This window comes from Psychrobacillus sp. INOP01, from assembly GCF_018140925.1.
Lineage (GTDB): Bacteria > Bacillota > Bacilli > Bacillales_A > Planococcaceae > Psychrobacillus.
Window position 1 is genome coordinate 2,550,919 of sequence record NZ_CP073315.1, and the last position, 20,990, is coordinate 2,571,908.

The window sequence follows — 20,990 nt, forward strand, 5'->3', positions numbered from 1 at the left end:
CAAAATTGATTTTTGCTCCAATCAACAAAATCCATTTTGTATCAGCGAATAACCGAGTGTAGAATCACATTAACGTTCGTGTTTTTTATAGACATAAGTAATTATGAAATTGAATTGAATGAATAAATATAAACTTTGTTAGGGGGATGTAAGATGAGTGTTATTATGTTGTTAATTGGGTTGGCAATATTAATATATATGACAGTTAAAGGTATTAATATTATTATCAGTGCTGTAGTAGCAAGTACGTTTGTCGCATTAACTTCTGGTCAAGACATCATTGAAGCAATGACGGGAACGTATATGCAAGGTTTTACCGGTTACTTTGCCACGTATTTCTTGTTATTCTTGCTCGGAGCAATTTTCGGTAAGGTAATGGCTGAAACTGGAGCTGCTGAAGCAATTGCAGTGTGGGTTATGAAAATCATTGGTCCTAAAGGAGCGGTAATGGCGGTTGTATTAGCGTGTGCAATTATGACTTATGGTGGAGTTTCATTATTCGTTGTAGGTTTTGCTGTTTATCCACTTGCAGTATCTTTATTTAGAAATGCAAATCTACCACGTCGATTTATACCGGCAGCATTAGTTTTTGGATCTGTTACTTTTACAATGTTTTTACCTGGATCTCCTGAAATACAAAATATCATGCCGACAGAGTTTTTTGGTACCACACCTTATTCAGGGTTTTGGATCGGTATGATTGCTTCTCTATTCAACTTTATACTGGGTACTTTCTTCCTTCATTTACTTATTAGAAATGCGGTAAAAAGAGGAGAAAAATTTGAAAAATATGATTCAGACATAGAGACTGATGAAGAAAACAAAAGAAAACTACCAAACATCTATCTTGCACTTCTCCCTGTAATCGTTGTGGTTGCAGGAATGGTTACGTATTCACAATTATTTAATGCCAATACGGCAGCAATCTTAGCTCTATTGGGAGCTATTGTGATAGCGTGTCTGACAATGTTTAAGTTTATCAATGGATTCTGGGATGTATTAGGCAAAGGGTCAAACGATGCAATTGTTGCAATTTGTAATACAAGTGCTGTTATTGCCTTTGGTAAAGTTGCTGCTTTAACGACTGGCTTTACGCAAATCGTTGAAACAGTCTTAGAAATTCCAGGACCACCACTGTTAAGTATGGCAATTTGTATTAACTTAATTGCAGGTTTAACTGGTTCTGCTTCAGGTGGATTAGGAATCTCTCTTCCAATCCTGTCTCCAATTTATTTGAACATGGGGGTAGATCCTGGTGCATTACACCGTGTATCTGTAATGTCTTCTGATGGTTTGGCATCCTTGCCGCACAATGGCTACATCGTTACAACGATTCGCAACATCAGTCATGAAACCTTTAAGCGGGCTTATCCTGCTGTTGCCTTGATGGCCGTAGTACTCACGATGTGTGCAACTGCCTTGGCCGTAGTTTTATTTACGATTTTCACATAATTAGTAGTTTGATAGACAACAAGATGAGGTGAAATTATGGAAAAAGTATATATTGTATCTGCTCTAAGGACAGCAGTAGGAAGATTTGGAGGAAGCTTGAAGCAATTCAGCTCCGCTGAATTATGTGCAGAAGTTATAAAAGCAACTGTCAAAGATTTGAAAGTTTCACTTGAAAAAATAGATGAAGTCATTATTGGGAACGTCTATCAAGCAGGAGGGAAAGCCAACCCAGCGAGGCAAGCTGCCTTAATGGGGGGGATACCCAACTCCGTACCGGCTATGACGATTAATAAACAATGTGCCTCTGGTATGCGGTCTGTTTCATTAGCTTATCAGCAAATAAAGGCAGGAGAAGCAAACCTAATTGTAGCTGGTGGAACAGAAAGTATGAGTAATGTTCCTTATATTTCAAAGGATAGTCGCTGGGGGAAAAAGCTAGGCGCCATCCAATTGGAGGATAGTATACTTCATGATGGGTTAATATGCTCGAAAGAAAATTATCATATGGGAGTAACAGCTGAGAATGTTGCTGAACAGTATAATATTTCTCGTAAAGAACAAGATATATTTGCTTTAAATAGCCAAGTAAAAGCCGCTGAAGCTATTCAAAATGGTGTGTTTGAAAAAGAAATTGTGCCAATTGAAACCATAAAAGAAGTATTCCTCACCGATGAACATCCACGTGCTACATCATTAGAGGCATTAGAAAAGTTACCTGCTGCCTTTAAAGAGAATGGAAGTGTTTCAGCAGGAAGTGCTTCAGGGTTAAATGATGGAGCTTCGGTTTTACTTATTGCTTCCGAAAGTATGGTCAAAGAATATAATTTAACCCCTCTAGCCGAAATTATTTCCGTTGCCTCTGCTGGTGTGGATCCAAGTGTAATGGGAATAGGACCAGTCCCAGCAACCAAGCTCGCACTAAAAAAAGCAAATCTACGCTTAGAGGATATAGATTTGATAGAACTAAACGAGGCGTTTGCTTCCCAAGCGTTAGCAGTAATAAAAGAGCTAAATCTAAATGAAGAAATCGTTAATGTTAATGGGGGAGCTATCGCTCTTGGACACCCTGTGGGAAGTTCTGGTTCCAGAATCATTGTTTCTTTAGTACATGAATTGATTCGAAGAAATAAAGAATATGGACTTGCAACCCTATGTATTGGTGGGGGACAGGGAGCTACTGTAATTGTAAGAAAAGTTTAAATCAAGGATTAGTATATAGAAATGAGGTTATGAAATGGGAAAGAAAGTAATGATAGTTGGCGCAGGACTTATGGGAAGTGGAATAGCACAGGTATTTGCTTTAGCAGGAATTCCAGTAATTTTAACAGATCGTTCAGAGGAAGATTTAACAAGAGGAAAAAATTTTATAACTAAAAGTATTCAATCGATGTTAAAGAGAGAGAAATATACAGTTGATGATGAACAGAGAATTCATAGTTCTATACATTATTCGACAAACATTCAGGATGGAAAAGATGTAGATTTAGTCATTGAAGCCGTTCCTGAAAGATTAGACTTAAAGCAACAGGTGTTTAAACAACTCGATGAACTCGTTCAATCAAATGCTATATTAGCGAGCAACACTTCTTCATTATCTATCGCAGCTATTGGTTCAGTAACAAAGCGACCAGATAAGGTGATCGGAATGCATTTCTTTAGTCCAGTACCAATTATGAAGCTATTGGAAATAATTACTTCGATTGAGACCTCTGTGGAAACACTTTCTCGAGTGAAGGAATATGCAAAAGCAATTAACAAAGAAACGGTTACTGCACAGGATTATCCTGGCTTTATCGTAAACCGTATTCTGCTTCCAATGATGAACGAGGCGGCATTTTTAGTCATGGAAGGCACGGACCCTGAAGAAGTAGACAGAGGAGTAAAGCTTGGAGCAAACCATCCAATCGGTCCTCTACGCCTTGCTGATGAATGTGGCCTTGACACAACCCTCTATGCACTCGAAAGCTTATATGAAGGTTTTGGAGACTCCAAGTACCGTCCCTGTCCCTTGCTGAAAAGAATGGTTGAGGCAGGGAAATTGGGAAGAAAATCTGGCAAAGGTTTTTATGATTATAACTAGCTATGGTTATCAAAACAGATCATTTGTTGATTACAGAAAGCCATTTGCTGTTGCCCATTATTTGGGAAGGAGATTTAAACATCCACTCTAACAGCCCATTGATGAAACAGTCTCGTTTTGGAGATGTCATTATGCACGGGGACACAGTGTTTTCCTTAGCAACTGGGTTAGTAGAGAAGCAGGAATCAAGATATACGTATATATATGAGTTTGAGACTTCCTATAAAAGAAGCGTCACTATTGGAGATGAAATTTTTGTTGAATACAAGATTACACGAACAGATGTGAATAATCTACATTTCTCCGTTTATAAAAATGGTAGTGAGCTTGTAATGGATGGTTCTTTACAGTTCTCTTATGGCAATGAGGTGCTAAAGATTTGAACTTTATCAAGCAACCAAATACACCAATCAGCAGAACGTTATATGAAACCGACAGATTTCTTTTTCAAAAACTTTTAAATGATGAAACTCCGCAAAAAAATGATTGGATAGATAATCGTCAGGTGGTAATGGTTGCTATTGGAATCCTAAATAGAACACTCGACTTGGATACGTTTTTAGTAGCAGTTGTAGGCCAAAAGTGGAGATTTAACAGGCATGTAAAGATTGGAGAGTCCCTTTCAGTAGCATACCAAATTCTAGATAATAAAAGCTTTAGTAATAAAAGATTTTTATATGATATAAAGATGGAACTATTTGTAGGTGAAGAAGTGATCGCAGCAGGAATCTGGGAGATTATGTTGAACAGTAAATTATAAAGGAAAGGAGAGAATACGATGTATCAAACAATAATTGAACCACGTGTTTCTGAAACTGATGGGGTAGGACATATAAATAACACAACGGTGCCGATATGGTTAGAAGGTGGTAGAAATAAGCTCTTCTCCTTGTTCAATCCGGATTTAAGTTTTGAAAACTGGAAAATGATTATTTTAAAAACAACCGTTGAATATAAACAACAAATATATTTTGGAACAGATGTAGTTGTTAAATGCTGGGTGAAACGAATTGGAAACTCTAGTTTAGAACTGTATGAGGAGATTTGGCAGCAAGATAGAATGACTGTTCAAGCAAACACTATTTACGTTAACTATAATGTGCATGAAAACAAAAGCGAGAACATACCAGATGATATTCGAAAAGAATTAGAAAAACATTTGTACGAGGAGGGGTTAAATGAGTAATAAAGTAATTTTTCAAGTAGAAAATCATATAGCTAGAATTACGTTAAATCGTCCGAATGCCTTGAATGCATTAGATAATGACATGATTGCAGATTTGATAGACTATCTAATAGAAAGTAAGAAAAACGACGAAATTCGAGTTGTCATAATAGAAGGAAATGGAAAGGCATTTTGTGCGGGTGATGATCTCGTTGACATGGGTACAGAGAATAATCCTAATCCCACAGATAAGTTAACGGAGTATTCAGATGGATATCCTGCAGTTGTCCTAACGATGAAAAGTTTAGAAAAACCAATTATTATAAAGGCGCAAAAGTATGCTTTAGGAGCAGGTTTTGAAATTGCCTTGGCAGCTGATTTCATAATTGCATCAACAGATACTAAATTCGGTCTCCCGTTTGTTCTAAGAGGAATTTCTGCAGGTACATATCTTCTACAAAAACGAATTGGATATCACCGTGCAGTAAGATACCTGTTCTTAGGAGAAATGTTCGGAACAGAAGAGGCGTTTAATTGGGGCTTACTTTATAAACAAGTAGAGCTGGAAGCATTAGATCAGGAAGTAGAAAAGTTAGCAGGGCATTTATCAATGAGTGCTACCCGCGCCATAGGCTTAATGAAGAAAGCAATGCATACTAGTGAGAGTATGGCTATAGAAGAAGCCTTCCAAGTACAGACGTATTCGACCTTAGCTTCCTTCTATACAGAGGATTACGCAGAAGGGAAGCAAGCTTTTATCGACAAAAGAGAGTCTAATTTTAAAGGGAAGTGAGGAATTCAGAATGCAACTAACATTACAAAATCAACCAATCCATTCTTACATTGAAGAACATGCAAAATTAAGTTCCGAGAAAACAGCTATTAATTTCTATGGGCAAGAGATTTCGTATGGAGAGTTATGGGATTCGATAAATCGAATGTCTAATTTTCTTGTTGATCATGGGGTGAAAAAAGGTGATACAGTGGCACTTTTCCTTCAAAACTGTCCTCAATATGTGATAGCCTTTTTTGCAACACAGAAAATAGGGGCAATTGTTGGACCATGTAATCCGATGTTCAAAGAATGGGAACTAAAATACCAATTAAATGACTTAAATGCAAAAGTCCTTATTACAACTCCTGATCTATTTGAAGTTTATGAAAAAATCCAAGATGAAACGAATGTACAAAGTAAAATAACAACTAGTTATCGTGATTATTTGCCTGAATCTCCTTATCCAGATTTTCCAGAGAAGATAATAGAAAAACAATTTGATAACGTGCTGGAATGGTCTTCAATTTTAAAAGATGATAAGTATGATTATGAAAGTAACGTAGATATTAATATGAATGAAGATGTAAGCTTAATTATTTATACTTCTGGTACGACTGGTTCTCCAAAAGGGGCGATGCTCACTTTTACAAACTCTGAGTTTCAAGCAACTTGTGTTGCAAAGAATTTTGGTTTTACAAAGGATGATACATACATTGCAGCCATGCCAATCTTTCATATTGCTGGAAAACTTGTAAGTTTACTTAGTGCAATGGTTGTTGGAGCCGATATAGTGTTACTTACTCGATTTGAGTCAAAAGGTATGCTCCAAGCATTTGAACGTTACAAAGCAACTGTTTTATACACGACCACGCCAATGAATATACAAATGATGAGAGAAGAGTTGATTCATCAAATTGACTTTAGTCATTTGAAGATTAATATTGTAACAAGTTTTGGCATTCAAATATCACAAGAGATTTCAGATGATTGGGAACGAATAACTGGGAAGCCTTTAATGGAGTTTGCCTATGGGATGAGTGAAACCCATACAGGAAACGCTATGACTCCACCTAAGGAAATAAAATATGGCAGTGTTGGTAAACCAACCTTTGATACAGAGGTCAAAATAGTTCAATTTGATAATTATGATGAAGAAATGCCAGTTGGTGAGCAAGGAATGATTCTTGTAAAAGGGCCGAGTGTATTTAAAGGTTACAAAGGAAGAGTAGAAGAGACAAAGGAATCATTCCATCGTGATTATTTCATTACTGGTGATATAGGAATGTTTGATGAAGATGGTTTTTTATATTTCTTAGGTAGGGTTAAAGAAATGATTAAATGCTCGGGATACAGTGTTTATCCAGAAGAAGTAGAAAAAATGCTATCAAAGCATGAAAAAATTAACCAAGTAGCTGTAATAGGCGTACCGGATCCAGTAAGAGGAGAATCTGTAAAGGCTTTTGTTGTCTTGGAAGAGGGTATGAAAGTATCAGAATTGGAAATTATTGAATGGGCAAGAGATAAAATGTCTGCTTATAAATATCCCCGTGAAATTGAGTTCCTAGATGAACTTCCTAAAACAAGTTCCGGTAAAGTGTTAAGACGTCTGTTAAAAGAGAAAGTAGTATAATTTAAGATATTCTGTGCAACATCTATCTGTTTAATAGAAAACCGCTTGATGGTTCCCCATCAAGCGGTAAGTTGCTGTTATTTTATTAATCGTCATAACGATCGTCGTCATCATTATCAAGTTCATGCTCAAGAATTTCTCCTGTACTTGCGTCGATTGTGAACTCTGCTTTACCTTTAGCTGTGCGAAGCTCTATTTCATATTCATATCGACCGTCATCCGAATCTAATTTGATGTCTGATAGTGTTCCTTGAATTTGTTTTTGTGCAATTTCAATTGCTTTAGCTTCTGTAATAAGTTTTGTGCTTGTAGTTACTTTATCTTGATCATCGTCATCATCTCGGTCATCGTTATCTTCTCTTACATTCAATACTTTTGAATTATAGGCATCTACTCGCACTTCGTAATCCTTTGACTTTTCTCCGTCTATATCTACCTCATAAAATGTTTTTCCATTATTTTTTTCGAGGTCTACACTTTCAATCGTACCTGTTGCTTCCTTCAGTGCTACTTCTTTAGCTTTTTCGATACCAATTAATTTTTCACTTTGAGTTTTACTTAAATTTATGTTGTCGTCATCTGCTAAAGCATTAATCCCAATTCCTCCGCTAATCACAAGTGCAGCTGCTAATGAACCAATTACTAATTTTTTCATTTTTTCTCCTCCTAAGTTTTGTTTGCTTTACATGTATTACTATATACAGCTAAAAAGAAAAGACGGGGAGGGAAAGGTTAAAATTTGGATAGAAAATAAAAAAAGACTCATAGAAAGATTGGGGGGAATTTCTAATTCGCAAGTAATAGCGACTTTTGAGCAAGCAAATGAAGCTAAAGCGCAAGTAACCTCCGAAATAATACCATATACGCTCGTCACAATAATATCGTCTTCAGCAATTACCAAAAAAGAAAGGTTGGTAGCGGCTTTAGCCACGACCAACCTTATTTCGGACTTCTTCTTAGTTCTCCCAATTTATCGATTTCACCGTACCAGTATATGCATCAACTTGGACAACCGCTTCACGATCCTCATCTCCATTTTCAATCTCAACCTCCACCAAGTAGTATGGTGTTTGGCCAGAAGGTTGATGAAGTTCTGCATCATCATCAGCAATTCCTTTTAAATGGTCTGCTGCAATAGTGAGTGCCTCTTTTTCTGTAAGGAGAATGCTCTCCGTTGATACATGAGCTTCTATTGGAGCTTGAGACGAGTCTATTATGGAACCATCATACGGGTCTACTTTTAAAGTGATTTCTACATTTTCTTTACGAACAACTGCTTTATAGTAAGAGGTGTCTGCATTTATAAAACGAATGGATTGAAGGTCTCCTTGTGTAGCGATTTCTTTTTTTATTTGAGCTTCAGTTAGTTTGTCAACAGAAGGGGACAATTCCTCAGTCGCTATTTGCTTTAGGGAAAGAATATTTCCGTTGTTGGTATCCATCTTAATAGCGTAAACTCCATTCGCCATTTGTACTTCAATCTCATACTCGTTATCGGATTTAGCTGTACGTATAATTTCACCAGGGTATTTTGTAAGTGCAGTTGCCTTCAATTCCTCCTCTGTAAGAGTCTTTGTTGAAAAAGGAGATAGCCATAGCACACCTAATACTAACAAAACCACTAGTATAATTCCTCCGGTTATCCAAAGGGGTTTATTTTTCTTCATCGTGTGTCACCTCATGGTTCAGTTTGTTGGCTATAGTATATAACTCGAAAGTAAGAATTTGGGGAGAGCGACTATTCTTCTATTGGCATGAAAAGCGTCACAATTGTTCCTTGGCTTTCTTTACTATTTATTTCAATTCGTGCACCGAGTGCATCAGCAATATCTTTTGCCATAGTTAAACCGAGACCTGATCCACCTTGCTTACGACTTCTTGCCTGATCCACTCGATAAAATCGATCAAATACTTTTGGTAAATCCTCTTTAGGAATGCCAATTCCTTTATCCTCGATTTGGATAATCGATTCTTTTTCTGTCTGGTCAACATGAACGGTAATCGGACCTTCACTATACTTACGCGCATTATCTAAAAAGATAAAAAGTAATTGCTTTAGCTTTTGAATGTCTGTATAGCCAATTATTTGGTAGCTACCTTCGATATTTATATCTCGTTGGTAAGTAGTTTGAAAAGCGTTTACTGTTTCTTGTACAAGCCGGGTAATATTAATCTGCTCCGTGTGAATATTCCATTGCTCATGCCTTGCAATGGACAATAACTGCTCTGTCATTTCTCGCATTCGTATAGCTTCGGAGTGGATTGCATCAATGGATTCCTCAAATAAGTCGGGTCGTTCAAGACCTCGCCGCTTCAGTAAATCTGCATAATTTTCAATAATAGTTAAAGGAGTTCGAAGCTCGTGTGATGCATTAGAGACAAATTGCTCCTGCTTTTCATAGTTCGTTTTAAGCAACGCCATCATATGATTGAACGTTTCGCCCATCTCGACTAGCTCTCCTTCGGTAGTATCCTCTAACTTCAATTGTTTAAATTGACCGCTTTTTTGAATATCCTTCATCGTATTAATCATTGTACGAATTGGTTGGATGATTAAATTACTTAGAATTCTACTAGAAACAAAAGTCGGTATCATAGCAATCACCGTTACAAATATTAAGACGATTGCTAATAAATGGATCATATCGTTTGTAGATTCAATGCTAGTAGTCAACTGTAAATTCACGACAGTTCCATCACTCCATACAATAGGAGAGGATACAAATACATAAGGAGTTCCATCATACGATATCAATTCACTAAACTCACCCGGATAAAAATTACTCTTCCTTGCTCGTAGTTTTTCTGCAGAAGTAGAAGTGGTTTTCCCATCACTTGTCAAATCCTCTTTCAAAATTTGGATCATGCCGTCCACAGGGACGAAAGCAAGTATTAAATCACTAGGGGCAATACCATCTACGGCATTTCCTATTTCTGTGGCAACCTTTTCGGCCTCTGCCTGTGCACGCTCCAACTCATTTTCTTTCATCAGATGACTGAATACAAAATAGATGGAGACGTTCATGCATATGAGAAGCACGATAAATAATACAGACGTATATAAATTTATTTTACTGCGAAGCTTCATGTGGCATCCTTCAGGACATATCCTACGCCTCTCACTGTATGAATAAGTGGAGTATCAAAATCTGCGTCAATTTTTTTTCGCAAATATCTGATATATACATCAACGATTTTAGTATCTCCGTAGTAGTCGTAGCCCCAAACGGCTTCAAGAATTTGTCCGCGGTCTAGAACTTGTCGTTTGTTTTTCAATAAATATAAAAGTAAATCATATTCCTTCGGAGTCAAACTGACTTCTAAATCACTTCTAACAACTTCTCTTGTTTTGTCATTCACTCGTAAATCACTGAACTGAAGCCATTCGTCATCTATGGGACTTGGAGGGATAGTTGCTTGGCTCATCCTAAGCACTGCACGAATTCTAGCAAGCAATTCTTCTGTTCTAAAGGGCTTTGTTATGTAGTCACTTGCACCAAGGTCAAGACCGGAAACTTTGTTTTCAATAGAATCCTTGGCGGTCAATAAAATAATTGGAACTGAAGAATTTTTTCCTCGAATGCGTCGAAGTAATTCAATTCCACTCATACCTGGAAGCATTATATCTAGTAAGATCAAATCCCATTTTTGTGTAAGAAACATTTCAAAGGCATCAATTCCATCCAATGCCTTGCCGGTTTCATAACCTTCATATTCTAATTCGATTTCGAGTAGCCTAACAATTTTTGCTTCATCTTCTACGATTAAAATAGATTCTTTAGACAAATTAATCCCACCTTTCGAACCTTAATATGGCTCCATTATATCAATAATTAATAATCTAGGAGTAAGTGATGATTTGGACTTTATATAGGGTTCAAAAAAACAATGTTATTTTAGGTGAAATAGGGAAAAGCTACAGTAATCATTTAAGCTTGAAAAGTTTGAATAGCCTTTAGCTTTGCATTATGTGGATTTGCCAATTAAGTTCTATGGCTATTTTACTTGGTGGTCTTGGAGTAATGGCACCAAATCGTCGTTCAGATATTGCTCGTCTAGTACTTCGTGCAGTAGCAGCTGAAACACTTGCTTCACTATTAAGTGCATCTATAGCTGGGATGTTTATATATAATTTTTCCTTTTCTTTTTGATAAATTCGTTTAGTTGCTTAGTTTTAGGGAATCCATAACTAAGTGAGTTTATGGAAAGTGAGGAGATCTATTTTGCAAATGTCCTATGAAGAATGTATTAAAGCATGTCAAGAGTGCTTGGAGGTATGTAATAATTGTTTCCAAGCCTGCCTAAATGAAGAACACGTGAAAATGATGGCAGGTTGTATTAGGCTAGACAGAGAATGTGCAGATATTTGTAGTTATGCTGTACAAGCGATGACTCGCAATAGTCCATTCGTTAAAGAAATTTGTGATTTATGTGCTAGAATTTGTGAGGATTGTGCAGAAGAATGCGCAAAACATGACCATGAACATTGTAAGCGGTGTGCAGAGGCTTGCCGTAAATGTGCTGAAGCCTGTCGTCAAATGATTGCATAGATATAATATATAGTTAGTAAACCCCATCCATTTCGAGTGGATGGGGTTTTTATATATATAAGCACTTCCTGAATTTCTTGTTTTTTTACTATTTATATTACTAAGTTTTAATAAGATGCAATAGGGAAAAGATGATGAGGAGAGTTTTAGAGGGAAAGGGTGTATGAACATGACTAAAAGTATTCCTCGTGAAGAAGGGCTGGACCATAGTCTGAGTTTGTTAAGAGAAGGTTATATGTACATTCCGAATAGAAAGAAAAGCTTTGCCTCCAACGTATTCGAAACTCGTTTATTAGGACAAAGTGCAATTTGTATGAGTGGAGAAAAAGCGGCAGAACTGTTTTATAATGAAGAAAAATTCATGCGACATGAGGTAGCACCTAAACGTTTGCAAAAGACGTTGTTTGGTGAGGAAGGGATCCAAACATTAGACGATGAGGCACATCGCCATCGCAAGTCGATGTTTATGTCATTGATGACAAAGAATCGCCTAGAAGCTCTACATGAAATTACGGAAATGCAATGGCGATTTGCTGCACAGAAGTGGGAGCAGATGGACCAGATCATTTTGTATGATGAGGCAAAAGAAATCATGTGTAGAATTGCATGTGAATGGGGAGGAGTTCCGATTAAGGAAGAGGAAGTAAAAGAACGAGCTGAGCAGCTAGCTGCTTTGTTTGAATCTCCAACCGCTCTTGGTCCTCAGCATTGGAAAGGGAGACATGCACGTAAGCAGGTAGAGCATTGGATAGGAGGTTTGGTTAATCAGGTTCGAGAAGGGAATCTGACTCCACCTGAAGGGACTGCGTTACGTGAAATCTCTTTGCACAAAGACTTGGAAGGTAAGTGGTTAGAGGGAAAAATAGCCGCAGTAGAAGTGGTAAATATTATAAGACCTATTGTGGCGATTGCTATATATATTAATTTTACTGCACTTGCAATTCACCATTACCCTGAGCAGAAAGAAAAGCTCGAGACTGCAGATGCGAAATATTTTCAAATGTTTGTTCAAGAAGTACGACGTTTTTATCCATTCTTTCCAATGGCTGCAGCTAAAGTAAGAAAAGATTTTACTTGGGAGGGCTATTCGTTTAAGGAAGGAACGTTGACTCTACTTGATTTGTATGGAACAAATCATGATGCGGAATTGTGGGATAACCCAGATTTATTTAACCCATATAGGTTTTCTGGATGGAATAAAAGTCAGTTCGATTTCATTCCACAGGGTGGAGGGGATTATATGATGGGTCACCGCTGTGCAGGGGAATTTGTGACCATAGAAATAATGGAAGTATCCCTCAATTATTTAGTAAATCACCTTATTTACAAGCTCCCTGAGCAAGACTTAAGTTATAGCTTGGTTAGTATGCCGAGTATCCCGAAGAGTGGGATTATCTTGGAAAATATTATATGTAAATAAGAAAAACCCGGCAAATATCTGTTAAGAAAGGCGTTTGTGCCCTTTAAGTAACAAGGTCTGTTTAAATTTTTTCCGCAGGGCTTTAGACAAAATGTCGTTATATTAATTATTGTTTTTTGGAGAGACAGTTCATGACTGATGTCACGATCTGCCTCTTTTTTTGTGGTGATTTTATAAGAAGGGTGCCTATCTTAGAGAAAAAGTCTCCTATTTGTCGATGCCTAGTACCGAAGCCTTTTTTTATGAGCACAAACTGTACATATATTTGATGCGTGACTTTTAACCTAAGTGAATTTTGAATCTAGTATATAGTAACCGAATTTTTAGAAATTTCTCATTATTATATTGACTCCGGAATGGAGGTGGTGTATTTTAATTGTGAAGGATTTATCCAATAGTTAATGATATTTAGGCGATATTATCCTCCTTAATTAATTATGTAAATTACAACAGGGCCAAAAAACTGGCGGGGTAAGAGTTAAAAGGTAACTAGCTATATTAATAATGGAGAGGGGATGGATGATTGTATGAAGTATTATCGGCAAATAAGTTTACTAGTTTCTTTGTTACTTATAATTGGTTTGCTACCTATTTCAATCTCAGCAGAGGTTTCAGGTGATGATTTTATTGAAGTGGAAGCTGCACCAGTAGACCCAACGATTAGCGTAGAAGGACCTAGGCATGAGATAGATTTCATTGATGAGAGTATCGAAGGGAAATCTGATTTTATTGCACTTTATACCGAGGAGTTTGCTAGTGAGATACTTGTAAAAAAGTTTTGGGTTGCCGTCCAAGTAGACCAGAACAATCAAGTGTTAAGAGTTGTAAGTCAATCCAATAGTGGATCGGCACCAATCTGGGAAGATGAACAATTTCTTGCGGTTCCTGAGGGTGGATATATTCTATTAGCTCATGATGATTCCTGGGGAACAAAGAACTTTAGAAAGTATTTGGCAACAAATTTTAAAGCCAATGACATTATTAAGCTAAGAAAGAATGGAGAAGTCGTTCCAATTTCGGAATTCATGAAAGGTGATGGCTTACTTGCAGGAATTCAGTTAAATAATGAGTTGATGTATACCGTCACAGAACAGCAAACTGACATATCTGGATCAATTAAGAACTTTGAAGTTGATCAAACGTATCAGTTAAAAGCTAATGGAAAAGAAATAGGTTTAGCAGCAGATGGAACGTTTAGTTTCACACAAATAGTTGATATAGGTACAAATTATATAGATTTAGAAATTTATAAAAATGATAGATTGCATGAGACTCAGTCTTTAATTGTTTACTATAAAGAAACGCAAACAGAAGAAAAGAAAGTTTTTTTATGGATAGAACAAGGACCAAATGTACGTCGTTTTCAATCATCAGAGGATGTCTATAATATGCTAGTCGAAGCGAAGGATGCTGGTGTAACTGCAATTGCATTGGATGTTAAAGGTGTAGAAGGATTTGCAGCTTACAAGGAAAACGACTTAACTGGTAGACCGTACGTTAGTGAAATGACTTCACCTGCTAGAGCAGGATCAAATCCAAATCTCGATATATTGGAAGAGTTCATCACTCATTCCCATAGCCTGGGATTAGAAGTGCATGCAGCTATAAACGTATTTGCTGAAGGTTCAATTGCTCATAATGAGTATGCGGTACTTAACGATCATTTGGATTGGGAAGAGGAAGTATATCGCTATGAGGATAGCGGGGAAATTTTAAGGTTACGTGAAAGTGATTATGGAAAAAGCGGTGCTCTTGTTGCTTTTGTCAACCCTGCAAACTCAGAAGCGCGAGAATATCAATTAGATACATTTGAAGAGGTTATTAAGAACTATGATGTTGATGGAGTGCTTTTAGATCGTGGAAGATATGACAATTATTTTGCGGATTTTAGTGATGAGTCTAAAGTACAATTTGAGGCATATTTAAAAGGAAAGGGTAAAGAGCTAACAAATTGGCCTGAGGACGTTTTCACTTATAACGGTAGCGATCGTATCGATGGTCCGTTAATCGATGAATGGTTTACCTATCGATCTAGTGTGATTAAAAGCTTTACAAGTGAAGTAAGGGAATTAGTAGATTCGTATAATGTAACAGAAGATAGAGACGTATTACTATCATCTTATGTTGGTTCCTGGTATGAATCATATTATTTAAACGGAGTAAACTGGGCAAGTCCTACCTTCGAATATAATGAAAGAATGAAATTTCCACACGAAAGTCTATATACAGAGGAATATGCTAATACAGGCTATACAGAAAATTTGGATTTCCTAATGATTGGAACATATCAAACAACAGCAAATGAAGTGAAAAAGTATATTACACAAGGAAATATTCTGACGGATGGGAAATTACCATTATATGCAGGAATGGCATTGGTGAATGTTCAAGAGCCTGCAGTTCAAAGAGAAGTCTTCCAAGCTGGGTTAGCGAATACGGATGGTCTTATGCTTTTCGATTATTCGCAAGCTAACTTCCCAGTTATTAAAGCCTCAATAAATAATGAGTTATACCTTAAAGATTATCAGTTAGGAGTTAGTAATCCAAAAGATAGTTCAAGTTTTATTGAAGGCGATTTCCTTAATATAAACCGAAACGATGGAAATATTAATATCTACTCTAATACTTTTGGACCATCAACAGCCACTAATAAATGGGGGGTGGAAGCGGTCGTGGACGAGTCAGGTCAAGTCGTGAAAATGGTTAATAAACGACAGGCAATGGAATGGAGCTGGGGTTCTCAGGAGGATAATAATAGTCTGATTCCTGAAGGTGGCTTTGTTATTTCGGCGCAAGATCCATCTGGTTCTAGAGAGAAAAGACAAACCGTTGCATTCGCTTATGATATTGGTGACGAAGTAAGGGCAGCGTTATTAAGTGGATTTTTAGACTACGAAGGACAAACTTTTAATAATCTCAGTGTTGATTTCAACGGAAGTGTTCAAGTAGTTGGTACTGGAGAAGCAGAAGTAACGGTAAATGGGACAGATGCAGTTTTAGATGAAAATGGTGATTTTTCAAGTAATGTTGAACTACAGCCGGGCACAAATGAAATTGAAGTAGTTGTCCATGTTGATGGGCATAAAACCCACTATAAAGTAGTGGAAGTTTTTGCAGAAGAAGTGACACTTGATGTAGTCAGAGAAGCTATAGAAGTCGCTGATATAAATCCAAATGGCATCAAAAATGCTATTCTTGCTCAGTTAGATAATGCTGCTAGAGACTTTAAGAAAGCAGCTGAATATATGGATAGAGGGGAAGAAGAGCAAGCAGTAAAGCATCAAGAAAATGGGAACAAAAAGCTTGAGAAAATTATGGGAATAATTGAGCAGCACGCAGGTAAGCATATCGATAAAGATGACGCAGCGGAGCTCATTCGTATGCTTGAATTAGTCTTAAGTAAATAATGTTTATATTGTTTGGGGTGTTCCAAAGGAAATCTGGTGCATCCCAAACTTATTATGCAGGGGGAATACATATGAGCATAACTAAAGAAGTACTAATGAGCAATTATTGTAATAGAGAGTTCGAATACTATATATTAGGTTCTTCTGTTAATGCCGATGGAAAGGCAAAACCATCTTAAAAGAGATGATTGTCACTCCTCCAATTTTGTTGAAGAGAGGAAATTCATTTGAATATGATTATGGTGAAAAATTATGAAGAGATGAATGGGAAGGCAAGTACGATTAATTCAACAATCGAAGTATGAGGGCATTTAATCTTTACAGAGGATTTTAAATTAATTACAAAATCCCGAGTGTTACTATACACTCGGGAACTAATTAAAAGAAATTATTTTACTGTTTGGCTTTTACGCATGTAGTGGATCACGAAAGTCGCTGCAAACGTAACAACCAGTATCGTAAAGAATACATAGTGGCTAATATGAACGCCGAATACACCTAACATCATTTTCGCTGCAATGATTAATATTAACACGTACGCACTAGTTTCCAATTCAGGAATACGGTCAATTAGTTTAATGAATACCCCCGCAATACCGCGCATCATCAAAACACCAAGCATCCCACCAAGTAATAATACCCATACCTGATCACTAATACCAAAAGCTGCTAGTACACTATCAACGGAGAATGCAATGTCCATCATTTCAACTGCCACTACGGTACCCCAGAAAGTACCGAAAAGACGAATAAGTAATCCTGTCTTATTCACACCTTCAACGAGTTCTTCCTCTGTTCCAGCGCGTTTATCCATGAAGTATTTGACTGCTAAATATGCAAGATAAAGGGCTCCAATTACTTTTACCCACCAAAGTTTGATGAGGAAAACACCAATTCCAATTGCAATAAATCTAAAAATGTATGCACCAAGTAATCCGTAGAATAAAGCCTTTTTACGTTGCTTATCAGGTAAATGTTTTACCATAACTGCTAAAACAAGTGCGTTGTCAGCTGAAAGAAGCCCTTCTAAGATAACTAGCGTGCCGATTAACCCCCAACTTACAGGGTCGGATAAAACTTGAGCCCACATGTCCCAATCAAAAAACATTGCGTACGTATCGATAAAACCATTAATTATTTCCATTAATTTTTCATATCCCCTTAGTTTAGATCTGGTTAGCTCAGCCCGAATTCAGTAATTAGTGATGCTAAGCCTCCTTGGAATCCACTACCGATTGCATTAAACTTCCACTCGTTATTGTGTCTGTAAATTTCTCCTACCACAAGTGCTGTTTCTATTGAAAAGTCTTCCCCTAAGTCGTATCGTACAATTTCTTCATTTGTATCTTCGTTCACTATTCGTATAAAAGCGTTTGAAACTTGACCGAAATTTTGTTTTCTTTGGTCTGCATCGTGAATGGTTACAGTAAAAACAACTTTTTGAACAACGCTTGGAACAAGTGGTAACTTAACAAGCAGTTGTTCATCATCACCATCACCATCTCCAGTACGGTTATCCCCAGTGTGGATAACTGAGCCTTCCTCGCTTTGTAGGTTATTATAAAAGATAAAGCTTTTTTCGTTGAAGGCTTTTCCGTTCCCATCTACGATAAAAGCTGAAGCGTCTAGATCAAAGTCTTCTCCGCCGCTATATCTATTCGTATCCCAGCCCAGTCCAACTAAGACATTCTTTAATCCAGGATTCGTTTTCGTTAAATCAATTTTTTGCCCTTTTGATAGGTTAATAACTGACATTTTGTTTCCCCCTCATCCATTTTTAAGATTATTTTCTTTGACCATCCTCATATTTCTTTTGTAATTCTTCTAAACGCAGGCGACCTTGTTCTCTCATTTTACGATTTTCTTCTTCAATAGCTTTTGTTTCGTTCATCCCGCGCATTATCGTATCCCATGTTTGCTCAATTGTTTCAATTTTAATGCTAGGTTGCCCTGACATTCTGGCGATATCTACACTTTGCTTCGATATATCATTAGCATTACGAAGTAGCATTTCGTTCGTTCTACGATCTAGCTCGCTCATCGATTGTGCAACAAGATTTTGTCTTTTTGCAGAAATTGCATTGATAAGTCCAGTTTTAAAAATAGGAATAGTTGTTACGAATGCTGAATTTATCTTACCGATTAACTTTGTATTACCTCGTTGAAGCATTCTAATTTGTGGTGCTGATTGATAGGATACCTGTTTTGCCATTTCAAGATCATAAATACGTTGATCAAGTAGCTCAATCGCATTTTGCAAAGAATTCAGTTCCATTAGTACTAATTGATCACCATTTTCAGCTTTTTGCTGTAGGGTAGGCACAAGTTGCCTTAACTGATTGACCTTTAACTCACCAGCTACAATATACTTTTCTAATTCCATAAAGTAGTTGAAATTTTTGTCGTACAAATCTTCTAACGTAACAGTAGATTTTTTCATTTCTGTCTCATACTTCGTTATCTCAACAAATACCTTATCGATTTCGCCACCCATTGTTTGATACTTATTGAATAGCTTTTCGATTATTTTCTCGCCTTGTTTAAAAATTTTACCGAAGAGAGAGGGCTTTTGAACAAAGTCTTTTTTATCGAATTTATCCATAATCTTGCCGAGCTGTTTTAAAAGTTCGCTCGATTCTTCCATACTACTAGATTTGATCGTGCTTAAAATTTGTCCAGTAAATTTGGAAATTTCATCTGCTGGTTCACGACCAAATTCTAATAGCCCAACCTGATTTTTGGGGTCAATTTTTGCAACTAGCTGTAATACTTGTGGGTCACGTTTCAACTGTGCTTTTAAATCGTTACTTTCTTCCATCATTTGTTCTTGTTGCTCAATTTCTAATTTTTGTAATTCCATGTTTTCTCCCCCTATTTCTAAAGAAATTTCTTGAAAATTTTCTGAACTACACTTGGTTCTTTAAAAGGATCATTGAAACTTCGGTCGTCCATCCAGTGTATATCAAAGGTGCCTTCTAGTACCCATTTTTCTATATCCAGATGTCCTTTAGGATTCACAATAATAATATCTAGACCTAAATGATGCATCATACATAAGGCGTTGGCGTCAGATCTTGATAGTTCAGGACCATTCTCCTCGTTATAAATAAATATAGTTGGAACAAATTGAGGATAATCAAATGTTTGTAAAAGACGAATAACAAAATCAGGTAAAACCATGGATTGCGCAAATGCGTATAATTGTAAATCTTCCATTGTTTCATTGGACTGTCGAATGAGTATTGGTTCACTTACGTGTTTGGCAATTGTCTCGCCAATTACAGTTTGCGTCCCAAGTGGGAGCTTATCATACGTCCACCAATTGGAAGCTTTCATTTTTTCGGGGTCCAGCATTCCGTCCGCTTTTAAAGCATCTCTATAATGAAACAACTGATTCGTTTTTTGTTCCTTTGTGAAAGGGAACTGGCGAATTACATGCGTATCATCACGTTCTGTTAATGAATGGACATTATTCCAGAAGCGCTTTCTATTACGGTCAATGCCTAGTAGCTTAGCATACACAACAGGGATTGTTACCTGTTGGTTACTGACCTGGAAGTGAGGACGAATCATTGCTCTTTCTTTGGAAATTAAGAACGCCTCATCCTCTGTAGTTTTCAAGCGGATAGAGTTAATCGAATAAGATTTAAATTGAAATGGCTTGTAAAGTCCTGAATCCTCATGATGTAAAAGCTCGTTAATTTCTTGGGTTGCTTTAAAAGCAACAGTCCCTGCAATTTTTGGCATCTCGTCTGGCAATGGTTTTATATCTTGCGATACCTTTGGGAAACGGTAACTAAGATCATCCGTAATTGCCAGTAGGCTTTTTGGCCATGGTTCATCACTTGGATTGAAAATAACTACATGGAGTCCGAAGTCGGCTAGATATGTAAGAAACCATTTTTCGCTGGGTGTTGCACTACCGTACCAAAGAAATGCAGGAAGACCTTGTTCAAAATCTATTTTTTCTAGTGCGGGTTCTACATGATTGAAAATCCACTTAACAAGATCAGTGGTAATTCGACGAAATTCATGGTGAAGTGTGCCTTCTGTGTAGCTATTTTGTAGTTTCTTTAGTAAATCTATTAGGACTGTTCTAATTCGTCTATTTAAACCAAGATCTTTCATATTTGGCAGTAAAGAATATCCATCAAGAAAGGCAACCATTCGATTTGGAGAAAGTCCTTTTTCTTTCCTATGCAAATCAAAGAGTTGGTTGATGGATCGTAATTTCTCAGCAGAGATTTCTTTGTTAAGTACACCAGTCAGGATGCTTAGCTTTCCTAAGGAATCATTGACTTGCGTATGTAGAATCGAGAAATATTCATCTTCATCTAAGGACATACCGATATATTGACAAACTAATTGAGGATACGTTAAGTTCTCTCCGTCAATTGTTACTTGCGAAGGGTCTCCTAAAGAATCTTTCAACCATATACCTGTATTAGATGAATCCCACGACCTCATCCTAATGGGATTTAAATTAACCATGGGCTTTCCCTCCTATTCAT

At 37.0% G+C, this 20,990-nt stretch carries 19 protein-coding genes and 1 pseudogene; 12 read left to right on the forward strand and 8 right to left on the reverse strand.

Annotated elements, in window-relative coordinates:
* Nucleotides 1-153: 153 nt before the first annotated feature.
* From KD050_RS12885 to KD050_RS12920, 8 genes are read left to right on the forward strand one after another with little or no spacing between them, the layout of a single operon-like run.
* Nucleotides 154-1,452 carry a GntP family permease gene (locus KD050_RS12885; protein ID WP_211892753.1) on the forward strand — a complete coding sequence of 433 codons (1,299 nt, stop codon included), beginning with the start codon at nucleotides 154-156 and terminating at the stop codon, nucleotides 1,450-1,452.
* A 36-nt stretch (nucleotides 1,453-1,488) separates the two neighbouring features.
* Nucleotides 1,489-2,652, forward strand: a complete 1,164-nt coding sequence (locus tag KD050_RS12890) for a thiolase family protein (RefSeq protein ID WP_211892754.1) — start codon at nucleotides 1,489-1,491, stop codon at nucleotides 2,650-2,652.
* 34 nt (nucleotides 2,653-2,686) lie between these two features.
* The gene (locus KD050_RS12895) at nucleotides 2,687-3,532 is read left to right on the forward strand and encodes a 3-hydroxyacyl-CoA dehydrogenase family protein (RefSeq protein ID WP_211892755.1); all 846 of its coding nucleotides are present in this window, start codon (nucleotides 2,687-2,689) and stop codon (nucleotides 3,530-3,532) included.
* Nucleotides 3,533-3,534: 2 nt separating this feature from the next.
* Complete coding sequence (locus KD050_RS12900) at nucleotides 3,535-3,915, forward strand: MaoC/PaaZ C-terminal domain-containing protein (protein ID WP_211892756.1); 381 nt, start codon at nucleotides 3,535-3,537, stop codon at nucleotides 3,913-3,915.
* Entirely contained in the window at nucleotides 3,912-4,292 is a 381-nt protein-coding gene (locus KD050_RS12905) for a hotdog family protein (RefSeq protein ID WP_211892757.1), read from the forward strand. The genes KD050_RS12900 and KD050_RS12905 overlap by 4 nt, the downstream gene beginning before the upstream one ends.
* Before the next feature lie 18 nt (nucleotides 4,293-4,310).
* A complete protein-coding gene (locus KD050_RS12910) occupies nucleotides 4,311-4,718 on the forward strand; it encodes an acyl-CoA thioesterase (RefSeq protein ID WP_211892758.1) in 408 nt (135 codons plus the stop codon).
* On the forward strand, nucleotides 4,711-5,490 hold the full coding sequence (locus tag KD050_RS12915) for an enoyl-CoA hydratase/isomerase family protein (RefSeq protein WP_211892759.1): 780 nt from the start codon (nucleotides 4,711-4,713) through the stop codon (nucleotides 5,488-5,490). Before KD050_RS12910 ends, KD050_RS12915 begins: the two co-directional genes overlap by 8 nt.
* 10 nt (nucleotides 5,491-5,500) lie before the next feature.
* Nucleotides 5,501-7,102 (forward strand): class I adenylate-forming enzyme family protein, encoded by a 1,602-nt coding sequence (locus KD050_RS12920; protein ID WP_211892760.1) that lies wholly within the window; start codon nucleotides 5,501-5,503, stop codon nucleotides 7,100-7,102.
* 85 nt (nucleotides 7,103-7,187) lie between these two features.
* On the opposite strand, the gene KD050_RS12925 is transcribed toward KD050_RS12920, so the two are convergent.
* The 4 genes from KD050_RS12925 to KD050_RS12940 form a co-directional block, all read right to left on the reverse strand.
* Nucleotides 7,188-7,757 (reverse strand): PepSY domain-containing protein, encoded by a 570-nt coding sequence (locus KD050_RS12925; RefSeq protein ID WP_211892761.1) that lies wholly within the window; start codon nucleotides 7,755-7,757, stop codon nucleotides 7,188-7,190.
* Nucleotides 7,758-8,058: 301 nt separating this feature from the next.
* Entirely contained in the window at nucleotides 8,059-8,769 is a 711-nt protein-coding gene (locus KD050_RS12930; RefSeq protein WP_211892762.1) for a PepSY domain-containing protein, read from the reverse strand.
* A gap of 71 nt (nucleotides 8,770-8,840) precedes the next feature.
* Nucleotides 8,841-10,190 carry a sensor histidine kinase gene (locus tag KD050_RS12935; RefSeq protein ID WP_211892763.1) on the reverse strand — a complete coding sequence of 450 codons (1,350 nt, stop codon included), beginning with the start codon at nucleotides 10,188-10,190 and terminating at the stop codon, nucleotides 8,841-8,843.
* Nucleotides 10,187-10,888 carry a response regulator transcription factor gene (locus KD050_RS12940; RefSeq protein WP_211892764.1) on the reverse strand — a complete coding sequence of 234 codons (702 nt, stop codon included), beginning with the start codon at nucleotides 10,886-10,888 and terminating at the stop codon, nucleotides 10,187-10,189. The genes KD050_RS12935 and KD050_RS12940 overlap by 4 nt, the downstream gene beginning before the upstream one ends.
* 171 nt (nucleotides 10,889-11,059) lie before the next feature.
* Between KD050_RS12940 and KD050_RS12945 the strand changes: the two are divergent.
* The 4 genes and pseudogenes from KD050_RS12945 to KD050_RS12960 form a co-directional block, all read left to right on the forward strand.
* A pseudogene (locus KD050_RS12945) lies at nucleotides 11,060-11,253 on the forward strand (nucleoside transporter C-terminal domain-containing protein); the annotation flags it as partial.
* Between the two features lie 78 nt (nucleotides 11,254-11,331).
* Complete coding sequence (locus KD050_RS12950) at nucleotides 11,332-11,652, forward strand: four-helix bundle copper-binding protein (RefSeq protein ID WP_370627231.1); 321 nt, start codon at nucleotides 11,332-11,334, stop codon at nucleotides 11,650-11,652.
* A 163-nt stretch (nucleotides 11,653-11,815) separates the two neighbouring features.
* Entirely contained in the window at nucleotides 11,816-13,072 is a 1,257-nt protein-coding gene (locus KD050_RS12955) for a CYP152 family fatty-acid peroxygenase CypC (RefSeq protein WP_211892766.1), read from the forward strand.
* Nucleotides 13,073-13,599: 527 nt separating this feature from the next.
* Nucleotides 13,600-16,479 carry a family 10 glycosylhydrolase gene (locus KD050_RS12960; protein WP_211892767.1) on the forward strand — a complete coding sequence of 960 codons (2,880 nt, stop codon included), beginning with the start codon at nucleotides 13,600-13,602 and terminating at the stop codon, nucleotides 16,477-16,479.
* Between the two features lie 388 nt (nucleotides 16,480-16,867).
* On the opposite strand, the gene KD050_RS12965 is transcribed toward KD050_RS12960, so the two are convergent.
* Genes KD050_RS12965 through KD050_RS12980 form a run of 4 tightly spaced genes read right to left on the reverse strand, consistent with a single transcriptional unit; the run spans nucleotide 16,868 to nucleotide 20,970 of the window.
* Nucleotides 16,868-17,623: a TerC family protein gene (locus KD050_RS12965; RefSeq protein WP_211892768.1), complete on the reverse strand. Its 756-nt coding sequence runs from the start codon at nucleotides 17,621-17,623 to the stop codon at nucleotides 16,868-16,870.
* Nucleotides 17,624-17,655: 32 nt separating this feature from the next.
* On the reverse strand, nucleotides 17,656-18,234 hold the full coding sequence (locus KD050_RS12970; RefSeq protein WP_211892769.1) for a TerD family protein: 579 nt from the start codon (nucleotides 18,232-18,234) through the stop codon (nucleotides 17,656-17,658).
* Nucleotides 18,235-18,262: 28 nt separating this feature from the next.
* Nucleotides 18,263-19,339, reverse strand: coding sequence for a toxic anion resistance protein (locus tag KD050_RS12975; protein WP_211892770.1), 1,077 nt, complete (start codon nucleotides 19,337-19,339; stop codon nucleotides 18,263-18,265).
* Between the two features lie 17 nt (nucleotides 19,340-19,356).
* Nucleotides 19,357-20,970: a YceG family protein gene (locus tag KD050_RS12980; RefSeq protein WP_211892771.1), complete on the reverse strand. Its 1,614-nt coding sequence runs from the start codon at nucleotides 20,968-20,970 to the stop codon at nucleotides 19,357-19,359.
* Between the last annotated feature and the right edge of the window lie 20 nt (nucleotides 20,971-20,990).

Excerpts from the sequence above, each read along its gene's own strand:
- KD050_RS12885 (WP_211892753.1), top strand. The coding sequence starts at position 154 with ATGAGTGTTATTATGTTGTTAATTGGGTTGGCAATATTAATATATATG.
- KD050_RS12890 (WP_211892754.1), top strand. The coding sequence starts at position 1,489 with ATGGAAAAAGTATATATTGTATCTGCTCTAAGGACAGCAGTAGGAAGA.
- KD050_RS12895 (WP_211892755.1), top strand. The coding sequence starts at position 2,687 with ATGGGAAAGAAAGTAATGATAGTTGGCGCAGGACTTATGGGAAGTGGA.
- KD050_RS12900 (WP_211892756.1), top strand. The coding sequence starts at position 3,535 with ATGGTTATCAAAACAGATCATTTGTTGATTACAGAAAGCCATTTGCTG.
- KD050_RS12910 (WP_211892758.1), top strand. The coding sequence starts at position 4,311 with ATGTATCAAACAATAATTGAACCACGTGTTTCTGAAACTGATGGGGTA.
- KD050_RS12915 (WP_211892759.1), top strand. The coding sequence starts at position 4,711 with ATGAGTAATAAAGTAATTTTTCAAGTAGAAAATCATATAGCTAGAATT.
- KD050_RS12920 (WP_211892760.1), top strand. The coding sequence starts at position 5,501 with ATGCAACTAACATTACAAAATCAACCAATCCATTCTTACATTGAAGAA.
- KD050_RS12925 (WP_211892761.1), bottom strand. The coding sequence starts at position 7,757 with ATGAAAAAATTAGTAATTGGTTCATTAGCAGCTGCACTTGTGATTAGC.
- KD050_RS12930 (WP_211892762.1), bottom strand. The coding sequence starts at position 8,769 with ATGAAGAAAAATAAACCCCTTTGGATAACCGGAGGAATTATACTAGTG.
- KD050_RS12935 (WP_211892763.1), bottom strand. The coding sequence starts at position 10,190 with ATGAAGCTTCGCAGTAAAATAAATTTATATACGTCTGTATTATTTATC.
- KD050_RS12950 (WP_370627231.1), top strand. The coding sequence starts at position 11,332 with ATGTCCTATGAAGAATGTATTAAAGCATGTCAAGAGTGCTTGGAGGTA.
- KD050_RS12955 (WP_211892766.1), top strand. The coding sequence starts at position 11,816 with ATGAACATGACTAAAAGTATTCCTCGTGAAGAAGGGCTGGACCATAGT.
- KD050_RS12960 (WP_211892767.1), top strand. The coding sequence starts at position 13,600 with ATGAAGTATTATCGGCAAATAAGTTTACTAGTTTCTTTGTTACTTATA.
- KD050_RS12965 (WP_211892768.1), bottom strand. The coding sequence starts at position 17,623 with ATGGAAATAATTAATGGTTTTATCGATACGTACGCAATGTTTTTTGAT.
- KD050_RS12970 (WP_211892769.1), bottom strand. The coding sequence starts at position 18,234 with ATGTCAGTTATTAACCTATCAAAAGGGCAAAAAATTGATTTAACGAAA.
- KD050_RS12975 (WP_211892770.1), bottom strand. The coding sequence starts at position 19,339 with ATGGAATTACAAAAATTAGAAATTGAGCAACAAGAACAAATGATGGAA.
- KD050_RS12980 (WP_211892771.1), bottom strand. The coding sequence starts at position 20,970 with ATGGTTAATTTAAATCCCATTAGGATGAGGTCGTGGGATTCATCTAAT.